The 12,964-nt window shown below is 57.8% G+C and carries 3 protein-coding genes and 1 pseudogene; 1 reads left to right on the top strand and 3 read right to left on the bottom strand.

The annotated features are described in order from the left end of the window. From RSSM_RS13825 to RSSM_RS13815, 3 genes and pseudogenes are all read right to left on the bottom strand, one after another. Positions 1–461: pseudogene (locus tag RSSM_RS13825) on the bottom strand (biotin/lipoyl-binding protein); the annotation flags it as partial. A 13-nt stretch (positions 462–474) separates the two neighbouring features. Then, complete coding sequence (locus tag RSSM_RS13820) at positions 475–2,475, bottom strand: preprotein translocase subunit SecA (RefSeq protein WP_008679677.1); 2,001 nt, start codon at positions 2,473–2,475, stop codon at positions 475–477. Beyond that, on the bottom strand, positions 2,472–4,598 hold the full coding sequence (locus RSSM_RS13815; RefSeq protein ID WP_236621142.1) for a TolC family protein: 2,127 nt from the start codon (positions 4,596–4,598) through the stop codon (positions 2,472–2,474). The genes RSSM_RS13820 and RSSM_RS13815 overlap by 4 nt, the downstream gene beginning before the upstream one ends. A gap of 338 nt (positions 4,599–4,936) precedes the next feature. Here RSSM_RS13815 and RSSM_RS31670 point away from each other — a divergent pair. Then, on the top strand, positions 4,937–12,964 hold an 8,028-nt coding region (locus tag RSSM_RS31670), incomplete at its 3' end, for a DUF4347 domain-containing protein (RefSeq protein ID WP_052336049.1).

Raw genomic sequence — 12,964 nt, 5'->3', positions numbered from 1 at the left:
TGCGTGGCGATTCGTTTCTGTTCGAGTTCTCGCATTTCGGCGTCTTCGCGGACGGTTTGCATCCGCGTGGTGGCTTGCCAGTAGTTCGTTTCGGCTCGGTCGACTTCACGTTGGGTGGCATTGCCTTCGTTGAGCAATTCGCGATAGCTCCGCAGTTGTTCTTCGCAGAGTGCCAGTTCGGCTTCGGCGGCCCGTCGGGAACTGGTGGCACGCACGGCGGCTTCGGCGATTTCGAGCGACGCGCGGAGGACGCGGTCGTCAATTTGTGCGAGCAGTTGCCCTTCGGAAACGCGTGTGCCTTCTTCGACCAGGACGTCCTTGAGCACTCCCATCTCGGCGGCCGGTACGTCGACGGTGCGATAAGGTTGCGTAAAAGTTTCGATCTCGATCGCATGCACCGGTGCGATGCTGATGCAGGCGAGGATGCACCATGCGGTCCATTGAATTGGTTTGCGCTTCATTCGAGACTCCATCTCATATTGCCCAGCACGCGTCCGGTTGGTCGGTCGCGCGGAAAAGGATTTCTTGCTCACGCAGGTCGGTTTTCAGCATCTGCAGTCGGCGCGAACTCGCTTCGCGTTGCAGTCGACGTTGAACGGTAACGATTTGATTGAACAATCGATGGTCACGTCGTGGATCTTCCGCGATCGAACCGGCAGGGTGGAATGCGTCGACGTTTTCGCTTGCCACTCGATGCAGATGCCGCGTGATCCACGGCGCATGTTGCAGCAGCAACGGATCATCCGCGGCGATGAAAAAGCGGCACGAACCTGGATCGCCGCATCGTGCCGCACGCCCGATCAATTGTCTGTCCACGCGAGCGAAGGGATGCATCTGCGTGACGATGACGTGCAATCCACCGCACTCTCGTGCCTGTTCATCGAGTTTGATATCGGTGCCACGGCCCGCCAAATTCGTAGCGACCGTGATCGCTCCGCTGCGGCCCGCGTTTGCTACCACCGCAGCCTCATCCGCGTCTTGAACGCCGTTTAAGATCTCAAAGGATCGTCCGAACTCTCGCAGACGCGATGCGATCGCCAAACTTTCGCTCACGCTCAATGTCCCGACGAGAACCGGACGTCCGCTCACGGCGATCGAGAAGGCTTCGTTGACGACCGCTTCATACTTTTCATCCTGAGTTAATACGAACCGTGGCGTGTAGGTTTCTCGTTTGCTCGCGATCCGCAGCGGGACGGTCTCCACCGGCGTGCCATATACCTGTTCGAGTTCACGTTGGCACTGATCGGCGGTTCCGGTCATTCCGGTCAGGTAGCGATAGGAACGGAAAAAGTTCTGTTTCGTGATTCGCCCCAACGCGATAGATTCACCCGTGATTTCCAGACCTTCGCGAGCCTGCACGGCTTGATGTAGCCCGCCGGACCAACTGCGATCGGCGAACACTCGCCCCGTCGCTCGATCGATCAACTCGATACTGTCGTCGCGGACGACGTAGTGAACGTCACGGGCGTAATGATAGGCGGCGCGGAGGGCGGTAATGACGTATTCGTGCCACGGACGCAACAAGTTCGGGTGAGTTGATGCGGCGGTGTCGCTGTAGGTTTTCGCGAATCCCTCGTCGGTTAATTCGATCTGGTCCGAACCGGATGCGAAAAAATGTTCGCCTTCGGAAAGTTGGCCGACGAACCCGAGTGCCATGCGATGCACCGGAGCGTCGGGGGCCGGGCCGTTGGGGGTGTCGCTGAGGATCAGCGGTGAGACCGCATCGTCGAGCAATACGTCATCGGCCTCGTCAACAATCGCACAAGCCAATCCGCGTTGGCGTCGCTGTGAGGCGTTGACGCCGCGCAGTGTTGAAAGAAGCTGAAAACCGATCGGGGAAGCCGACGACTTTTGCGATGCGATTTGGTCTCGCAAATAGTCGAACCCGAATGTGTGTGCGGATCCGTAGGTGACGTCGGCTTGATACGCCTGTCGCGCCTGTTCGTCGTCGGATTCGAGTTCGACCACACCGGTCGTGATGCCGCAGTGCCGAAAGACGCCGCGAAGATATTCGTAGTCGCGACGTGCTAGGTAGGCGTTGGGCGTTGCGACGTGCACTCCTTTGCCGCGTAACGCGTTGACGTAGGCGGGGAGCACGCCGGAGAGCGTTTTTCCTTCGCCGGTTTGCATCTCCGCGATTCCACCGAGGCTCATCACGATGCCGGCGCGTAGCTGCGTGTCGAAGGGTTCGAGTGACAACTCACGCCGAATCGCTTCGTGGACGACCGCGATGGCGTTGGTCAGCAACTCCCAATCCACCGCGTTGCTGTTGGGGTGCCGACGGGGGCTGTGGATGCGTTCTTTCAGTTGGCTGGTCAGCAAGTATAGCCCGTCGGCAGTCTCGTTCTTCAGCGGTTCTGCGAACTCGCGACCTCGTTGAATCACCGCGGCGATCATTCGTTGGTCGGTGACTTTTCGTTGGAATTCGCGCGCCGTGGCGGTGCGGTTGATCGCGGCATCGAGAGGCTGGCTCATGGCAGGCTCCCTTGTCGGGGACCGGCCGAATGAGGTTCGGTGACGATCGTGTCGCCAATTTCCCACTCTTCGAACTGCATCTCTTCGTTACAGAGTTGTTCTTCGACGTGCACCTGCAACAGCACGCCCATGGCTTTGCGCAGCGTGATCCATGACATCGCGTAGGCGACCTGCGCACGCGTAACGGACTGTTCTTCCTCAGCGACGCGCTCTTGGGCTTCGAGCAGATCTTCAATCAGCAGCACAGCCGACTCGTTCGGGTCGGGCAACCATTGCCAACGTTGTTGGAGGTAGGAAACCTCTCGCATCGCCGCCACGAGCGATTGTTGATTTCCAATCATTTCGGCGTACGCGGTGCGGGTTTCGCGGACAGCGATCTCGACGGTGGTGATGGCGGCTTCGGTCGTTTGTTGGAATTCGTAAACGCTGCGGTTGAGTTCCCATTGGTTGCGTTGCAGTCGGGCGCGGGCGGCGCGGTTGCCGACGGGGAGTTCGAATACGAATCCCGCCGCGTAGCTGGGGCCGCCGTCGGTCAGCTGTCGAGCGATCGCACCGAAGGTATCGCGGTCGTTGTCGAGTCCGGCAACGTAGGAACTGAGCAAGAGGTCGAGACGCGGTAGGACTTGGTTTCTCGCCGCACCGACTTTGCTGGAAACGGCGTGGATCTTTCGCAGTGATTGCGTGATGTCGGGCCGGTTTTCTAACGCGGTCAAGGTTGCCTCGCGAGGCGAGACCGGGACGAGACAGTTGAGCGGCAGTTCACCAGGCAGCAGTTCCCAGTTGCCTCCCCGCATTAGGTTCGGATCGGCCGTCAGCATTCTCAGGCGTGCCTGTCCGTTGCGGATGCGTGCTTCGATTCGGATCAGGTCACTGCGTCGCTGCGTGATCGCGACCTCGGCTCGGAGGATCTGGCGTTGCTGCGAATCGATGGTTCCCCGAGCGAGCAATTTAGCGTGCAGTTCCTCGGCGGCTTGGAGCAGACGTTTGCGTTGGAGGTATTCCGCACGCGCTTGATACAAGTCCCAGTATGCTCTCGTGACATCGACGAGGTGCTGTTCGACTTCGTTTCGCGTTTCGCTCTTGGCCAACTGAACGTTGATTTGAGCTAAGAGCACGCGTGTTGTGTTGACGGCGCGTCCGTGGTCGCGGAGCAGGGGTTGAGCGAAGTTGATTTCGAGCCGCGATGTTCCCTGCGGGTTCGGTGTCAGGTAGGTCGAGTTGTTGCTTTGGAATCCGCCGCGTTGAACGATTTCGACATTTCCGCCGCTGCGATATCGTTTCCGGATTCCGGCGGAAGACGAGAACAGATTGTCGAGGTAACGTTCGGAACTGTTCCCCGTCGTCAGGACGCTGCCGACCGGTTCGTTGGTTCTCGCGAATTTGGATTCGACGAACGCGGTCGTATCGAACTCCGCATCGGCGATCACCATGTCGTTGTAGCGGACCTTCGGTTCGGTCAGCAGTCCGCGCACGTAGGGCGAGGCGACAAGGCTGGTTTCGGCCAATTGGCAAACGTCGACCGCAATGGTTTCCTGCGCCAGCCCGAGCGGTTGGCCGATCAAGGATTCCCACCAACGGATCGCTGGATCGTCAATGGAGTCCGTTGCGATGAACTCGCCGGGAAGTGTCGTCGGTTGATCGGACAGTTCGTCGGCTCGCGCCCGATAGATGTCGAGCTGGTTGCGGTACGGACCTTGGCTGATTGGGTTTGGGATGTCAGACGCAGATCGCGAGTACGCACGGTCGAATGATCCCCAGTTGTGATGAATCTCGGTCGAGTGCGGTAGTGGAGCGTCGGAGACGAAGTCCGGTTGCGGCGTCGGGACTTCGCTCATGCCGACAGGGTCTCGGAGCGGTTGATGTTGGTCGGTGGTGTCCGGCGACGTTGAAACGGTGGTTGATCGGTTTGCGTTGGTTTCCGGTGAACCGGGACGATCGGGCAGGTAACCGAGGAAAAGGTGCGAAACATCGTCGGGTGTTGTGGTCGCTCGCGACGGCGATTCACCCGCGACGGGGACAGCAAACACCATCAAAAATCCCGTCGCCAACAGCGCAGCAGCGAACGGCGCGAGGTGGCGGTACCACCTGTCAACGCCTTTCGGGATGCAAGATTTCTGTTTCACGCGGCTGCGCATTCGGGAAAGAACCGTAGATCGTTATGACGGCATCATCGGTTTCATTCGGCACAAACGGATCCACCCGAATAGTGGCAGGCGCGGAAACAGATGTTTGCGTCAAAACTGCGACAGCAAAGTCTTCCCAAAGCCGATGAGCCTATGGGTCTCGCTATTTTTCCCAGATTGCCCGACGCGAAAGGTCGGCGGCGGTCGGAAACGTCACGTAGGTTTGCAATGCAGACTTGGATCGATATGCGCAAATCAATGCAATCCCGTGTTAGCCCCGGAACAACGCACGAGCGACGACACCGCGGTGGTAAGTATCCAGTAGGAATCTCATTAAGATGTCTCGAACAAAGACGAACGATTGGTGGCAACGTCTGCTGATGAGAGCAGATGAAGTCGCCACGAGATTCCGAGATCAACACCGTGCCGGTTCGCTCCCGAATGCCTCCTCACGTCCTTTGCGGCTCGGTGATCTCGAGCCGCGTTTGCTCTTCAGTGCCACACCGATCGATCCAGCAGTGATGGCGGAGTCCGCGGAGAGTGCAACGGTGCTTCAGGTCGAGGTGGAGTCGACTTCATCCGATGACACGCACGCGGACGAAAACGCGTCGATACAGACCGTGGCCGAACCGTCCACGCAGATGTCGCCGCGTGAGATCATCGTGATCGACTCGTCGGTGGCCGATTTGCAAGCACTGCTCGATGATCTGGAGCAAAACCGGTCGGACGCGGATGTGTACGTGTTGGACTCCGATCGGGACGGTGTTGAGCAGATATCCGACATCCTTGAAGGACGCGGCGATGTGGCGTCCTTGCACATTGTGTCGCACTCCGAAGACGGCCGGATCCAATTGGGCGAGACCTGGTTAGGTGAGTCGAACCTGGACGCGTACGCCGGTGGAATCGCGTCGTGGGAATCGTCTCTTTCCTCGGACGCGGACATCTTGTTTTATGGTTGCGATCTTGCGGACAGTGTGAGTGGTCAGACGTTGATCGATTCGATCGGCGCACTTACCGGGGCTGATGTTGCTGCGAGTGACGACGATACGGGCTACGCCGGCTACGGTGGTGATTGGCAGTTTGAGTATCACGTCGGAGTGATCGAATCGGACGTCGCGTTCTCGGTGGAGTTGCAAAACACGTGGCAACACAAGCTCGCGTCGCTGACGATCAACGTCGATACGTTCAGCGACGTGGTCGATGGCGGTGACGGCGTGACTTCGTTGCGCGAAGCGATTATTCAAGCGAACGCAAATGTCGGTGGTGATACGACGATCAACCTGCTCGCGGGAACTTATACGAGAACGCTCAATGCTGCGGGCGAGGACAACGCCGCGACGGGAGACCTCGATGTCCATGAAGACGTCACCATTGTCGGAGCGGGCTCGGGACTGACGATCATTGATGCGGGGTACAACGACCGCGTGTTTGATGTTCACGACGGACATCTGACGATGTCGGATCTCACCGTAACGGCTGGGGTGGCATCGACGGGTGGTGGTGCGGTGAGTGTTAATGACGCCGCGGCGAGTTTGACGCTTGAACGAGTGATTGTTACCGACAATGGCGCGTCTGAAGGCGGCGCGATCTCTAACCTCGGAACGATCAACCTCACCGATGTGGAAATATCGAACAACGGCGGGACCGGTTCAACGGTCAAAGGTGGCGGTATTTTCAACGAGGGAACCGCGATCCTAGAGCGGGTCACTATGTCGGGCAACGCGGCGGGATCCGGTGGAGCGATCTACAACGATACGTTGCCTTCGTTGTCGTTGACCAACGTCACGATCAGTGGCAACACCGCGGCGAGTAGTGGTGGAGCCATCTACAACAACAACTCGACGCTCACGATTGTTAATTCAACAATCACGCTCAACAATGCCGACTCCGGCGGTGGGCTTCGAATGCAGGGCGCAACCTCTCCAACGCTGCTTAATACGATTGTTGCCGGCAACAGTGTCGCGAGCGCGAACGCCGACATTGAAGGCACGATCTCGAGTCTCGGCAACAATTTGATCGGGGACACTACCGGCGGTTCGGGGTTTGTCGGCAGTGATCTTACGAACGTTTCTGCGTCGCTCGAAGTGCTCGCGGACAATGGCGGTTACGTCCAAACGCATGCTCTGACAGCAGGCAGTCTTGCTCACAACGCGGGTGCTGTTTCCGGAGCGTCGGCTACGGACGGGCGAAACGTAGCGCGGGACGCCTCGCCCGATATCGGAGCGTTCGAAGCCGCCGGTACGACCTTCACGGTGACGAATACCGCAGACAGCGGCGCGGGTTCGTTGCGGCAAGCCATCCTCGATGCCAACGCTTCTGTCGGTGCGGACACGATTGAGTTCAATATCAGTGGCACCGGCGTTCATGTGATCGCTCCAACGAGTGTATTGCCGACGATCACTGAGGCGGTCACGATCGACGCAACCACCGACGACAGTTTCGCGGCGAATGGGAATCGACCCGCGATCGTTCTTTCCGGCGTCGATTCGGTGGGCGGATCCGGTGACGGGCTGACTTTGTCGGGGACGTCCGACGGCAGTACCATCCGCGGGCTGATCATTCGTCAGTGGAGTGGCGACGGAATCGAAATTCAAATCGGTTCGGACAACAACCTGATCGTCGGCAACTACATCGGCCAACTCGATAACACCGGTACGAGCGGCGGGGGGGGGACCGGCAATGGCGGCAACGGGATTGTTGTCTATGGGGCGTCGAACCAAATCGGCGGCGCGACGTCCGCGGACCAAAACATTCTTTCGGGCAACACTTCCGCGGGCGTCTATATCACCGGCAGCTCCGCGACGGACAACGATGTCATTGGCAACCTGATCGGTGTGGATTCGTCCGGTGTCACGGCGTTGGGCAATTCCGTCGCTGGGGTTCTGATCAATGCCGGGGCCAACGGGAACACGATCGGTGGTGAAGGCCTCGGTAATGTGATCTCGGGAAACACCAACGGTGTTCAGATCTTTGACGGCGGAACGTCGAGCAACACTGTTCAGGGGAACTTCATCGGCGTTGACGCAACCGCGACGGTTGCCGTCGGAAACACGGCACAAGGGATTCAGATCGGAAGCGGTGCGTCGAACAACCAGATCGGTGGCGACTCAGCGGCCAAGGCAAACGTGATCGGCGGAAACGGGACATCCGGGATCGAAATTACCGACGCGGGGACGAGCAGCAATCACGTGCAGGGCAACTATATCGGCACGAACTCGGCTGGCAGCCTGGACCTTGGCAACGCGATTCATGGTATGCGAATTCAGTCGAGTGCCATGGACAACGTGATCGGTGGAACCGAGGTTGGAGAAGGCAACGTGATCGCATTCAACACGACGCACGGTGTCAGTATCGTCTCGGGAGCGACGGGCAACGCGCTGCTCGGCAACAGCATTTACGACAACGATGACTTGGCGATTGATCTCAATGACGATGCCGTTAGCGTCAATGACACGGATGATGTGGACAGTGGTCCAAACAACCTTTTGAACTACCCGATCATCACATCAGTTGTTCAAAACGGTGCCGATTTGGAAATCGAGTTTAGCGTTGATCTTTCATCGGGATCTTACCGTATCGAGTTTTTTGAGAACCCCAGCGGTGTTGGGGTCGATGGTCACGGCGAGGGGGAAACGTATCTCGGTACGACCACGATCGTCACCTCGAGTGTCTCGGGAGGCGAGCAGTTTACCGCCACGTTGACCGGAGTGACGGCGACCTCCATTGTCGGTGTGACCGCGACGGCGACGGAGGATCGTGGTGGCGGTTACTACGGGAGCACGTCGGAGTTCAGCGCCGCGTTCATGACCGCGGCGCAGTTTGACGATTCCGATGAGGTCCGAGTCAACGATACAACGTCAGGAGATCAAACTACCGAGGCTGAGACACGCGGTAGCAATCAGGCCGTTGCGGTTTCTGCGAACGGCGACTATGTGGTTGTCTGGACGAGTGACAACCAGGATGGTGATGGCAAGGCGGTTTACGCGCAGCGATTCAACGCGGCTGGTGTGGCGCTCACGGGCGAGATCCAGGTCAACCAGACCACATCGGATGACCAACAGTGGGCACGTGTCGATGCGGCGGATGATGGCAGCTTCGTCGTCACGTGGACTCTCGTCATTGAAGGGGATCCCGTTGACGTTTACGCAAGACGCTTCGGTGCCGACGGAACCGCTCTTGGAAATGAGTTCGTCGTCAATACGTACGTAACCGGCGAGCAACATAACTCGTCGATCGCGGTCAACGCCAGCGGTGAATTTATCATCGTGTGGGAAGGCAAGGGGGCATCTGATGACGACGGAATCTATTATCGACGGTTCAATGCCGATGGCACCACGATCGACGCCGCGCAGGTTCGTGTGAATGTCGATGATCTCGATTCGGAAACCACGCCAGATGTTGCGATGAACGATTCGGGGCAGTTCGCCGTCGTGTGGCAGGCTGACGGGGAAATCTATGTCCGGCACTACGATGTTGACGGATCGAACGTTGCGACCGCCATGCATAACGATCTGATGGTTGATACGACGATTGCCGCTGCCAATGGCCCGTCGATTGCGATGGATGAGTCGGGGCGGACCGTCGTGGTATACCGTACGCCAGGACTGGTTGGTGCCGGCGCGGGCGTATGGGCGAAAACGTTTGAACTCTCGGGTGATGTGCGTCACGCCCTATTTGAGCCCAGTGATGAATCGTTCAGTTCGGACAACACGAGCCCGTCCGTGGACATGGACGACCATGGAAACTTTGTGGTCGTGTATCACGGAGACTCGGACGGCGATGGCAGCGGCGCATCGGTGAAATACCGGATCTACGATGAAGATGCCAACGCACTGATGTCCGCCGAGCAGGTCAACGTAACGACATCGGGAGACCAGCAGTATGCGTCAATCTCGATGCTCGACGCGAACAATTTTGTCGTGGTTTGGAGTGGAAACGGCAATCAAACTGATCAAGTTGATTCAAGCGGCGTGTTCTCGAGGCAGTTCAGTTTTGCACCGGCTGAGATTGATCTCGATGCGAACGACAGTTCCGCGGCAGGACGCAACTACAACGCAACGTTCACGATCGGGTCAGGTTCGGTCGTCGTTGTGGACTCGGACGCGACGGTCACACAAGGGGACGATGCGAACATCGATTCTCTCACCGTAATCCTCGACGGAATCCTAGACGGAACCGACGAGGTTTTAGCGGTTGATACGACCGGGACAGGTATCACAGCGAGCTATGCCGACGGAGTGTTGACCCTATCGGGGAGCGATACTGTCGCCAACTACCAACAGGTGTTGCGGACGATCACCTACGACAACACCGCCGGTTCACCGACTGTCGGATCGCGAACGTTGACGTTCCACGCCCGTGCGGGAGTCACGTTCAGCACCGCGGCGGTGACGAATCTGACCGTGCAAACTCCGCCAAATCAAATACCCACGATTGATTCGGGGGGACCCTACACGATTGAGGAAGGCGGCACCCTGAACCTCGACGCCAGCGGTTCGGATGATCTCGATGGAGATACTCTGTCGTTCGCGTGGGATATGGACAACGACGGCAACTATGGTGAAGCCAGTGAACCGACATCCGCCGCCGTGTCATTGGACTGGGCGACGTTGCAGGGACTCGGGATGGGCGATGACGGCGTCTATACCATCGGTCTGCAAATTGATGACGGCAAGGGGGGCGTGGTGACAACCACCACGACGGTGACTGTGACGAACGTCGCGCCGACGTTGACGGTCAACGGGTCGACGACGATCTCGAGCGGCGCGGTCTACTTCCTCGGTCTAGATGCAACCGACTTCGGCGACGATACCATTTCTCACTGGACAGTGAATTGGGGCGACGGGACGATCGAAACCGTTGTCGGCGACCCGTCAACGGTCAGCCACACGTACGCGGTCTCCGGTTTGACCCACAACATCACCGTGTCGGCGACCGATGAGGACGGGACGTGGCACGATAGCGAACTGTTGGTGACATTGAGTATTTCCAACAGCATCTTTCGGTTTGACGCGGTCAGTGGGGACTTCCTCGGACAGTTCGGAATCGGCGATCAGACCTCCATCGCCGCGGCAGTGATCGGACCGGATGGGTTGCTGTACGTTGGCGGATTCGATTCAAACGATATTGAACGGTACGATCCGTCCACGGGCGCTCGCATCGATACGTTCGTTACTGCTGGTGCAGGCGGACTCAATCAAGCGGCGGGAATCGCATTCGGTGTGGATGGAAATCTGTATGTCGCTAGTCATGCAACCGATCAAGTGCTCCGCTACAACGGGGAAACAGGCGACTTTATTGACGTGTTCATCGACGCCACCGGTGGGCTCGACGGACCGATCGGATTGCTGTTTCACTCGAACGGCGATTTGTACGTCAGTAGCTACAACACCAACCGCGTGATTCGGTACGACGGTGAAACCGGTGCGGTCGTTGGTGATTTTGTCGGCGCGGCAAATGGAGGATTGAGCGGCCCCGAATTGATGGCGTTTGGTCCAGATGGCAATTTGTACGTGACGTCCTACGCGACGGACGAGGTTCTCCGCTATGACGGAGACACGGGGGCCTACATTGACACCTTTGTGGGTGCGGGAGTCGGAACGCTCGATGGCCCGGTAGGGATCGCGTTTGGCCCCGACGGCAATTTGTACGTGGGCAGTGAACTGAGCAATCAGATCCTGCGTTATGACGGTGATACCGGCGCGTTCCTTGACGTCTACGCGTCCGGTAGCGGGCTCAATGGGGCTCGCGACACCGTGTTTTCGCCGACGGTCCAGGTGACCGTGACGGCACCTCCAAACGGCGGACAATTTTGGTTTAGCACCGACGGGAATGGTTCGTCGTCGTCATTGGGAACCTGGGACAAGGGCACGGTTATTGAGCTCGGTGGCTCTGGCCTGTCGTTTGATCCTGCAGGAAGTCCCGCCGATACCACGTCAGGCGATATGACGGTTGCCTTTGATATTGAGAACTTTGCTTCGGGAGCTGACCTTTCGGCTCTTCACTACGTGGGAACAGATATCACTATCGGAGGAGATTCGCAGCCTGCGTTCAACCTGCAATCGGGTGATGTTCTCTTTACGGTCAATTCGAACCAAACGTTGACGAGTAGCAATAGCGTTGACGTTGACAAAAATGACGTCGTTGTTTTCCGTGCCGACAGTGCGGGAGACTACAGTTCAGGAACGTTCTTTCTGTTGCTTGACGACTTCATGGGCGTCGAGGTTCGCGGGATCACGTTGGTTGAACAGGACGTCGACTATGCCGATACCACAATCGCGGCGGGAACGTTTCTCTATGTTCGATCCGGCGGTAGTCAAGACAGCAATATCTACACGTACGTTGCCGATGATGTTGGCGATGGGATAACCAGCGGTACGTCACAGTTGCTAATTGATGGTGCCGACATTGGGATCACGGACAAACTGATCGGCATCGAACTGATTGAACAGCCGATTGATGTTGCAGGGACCTCGCTCGCCGAAGGCAACATCCTTTTGACGCTCGATGGTGACGACGATGTTGGCGACAACGTGCTTTCCGTGCAACGACAGGACGTCTTCGTTCTAGACATCACTCAAACGACGCTCGGCAGCGGGACGGCAGCGGCCAACGCGACCCTTTTGATCGACGGAAGTGACATTGATCTCACGGATTCCGACGAGTCAATCGACGCGATTGCGTTGTTCAGCAACAACAGTTCGCCGACTGACATAACGCTGAGCAATTTGACCGTTGATGAGAACACGGATACCGATGGTGGGCATAGCGTCGGCACCCTAACCGCCACCGACGTGGATGCCGGGGATGAGTTTTCGTGGAGCATTGTTGGTGGTGCAGACGCCGCGTTATTCTCGATCGGTGGTGCCGGAGCAAATGAGTTGATCTTGGACGATGGTGTCCTCGACTACGAAAACGAAACTGCCTACGACGTCATTATCTCTGTGATGGATTCGGGCGGGAACTTGCTTCAAAAGCCGTTGACGGTGACCGTCAATGACCTGAACGATAACACGCCGACGATCGATGCGTCGCAAGCGTTTAGTGTCGCGGAGAACGCTGCGAACAACCATTCACTCGGGACAGTGACCGCGAGTGATCCCGATTCGGTAGGTGGACTGACCAACTGGTCGATCACGGACGGCAATGGCGACGGGATTTTCTCGATCAATTCGTCGACGGGTGAGCTGACGATTCTCGATAACTCCAATCTCGACAGGGAGAGCACCGCGAGCTACACGTTGACAGTTCAAGTGGAAGACGGAGCCAATACGTCATCGACCGAAACGATCGAGATTACTGTCAACGACGTCAATGATAACGCTCCCGTGGTGACGGGTTCGCAGACGTTCAACGTCAACGAAGAT

It is taken from the genome of Aporhodopirellula sallentina SM41 (genome assembly GCF_000346505.1).
Classification (GTDB): domain Bacteria; phylum Planctomycetota; class Planctomycetia; order Pirellulales; family Pirellulaceae; genus Rhodopirellula; species Rhodopirellula sallentina.
This window is presented reverse-complemented; position numbering and strand designations above follow the sequence as displayed.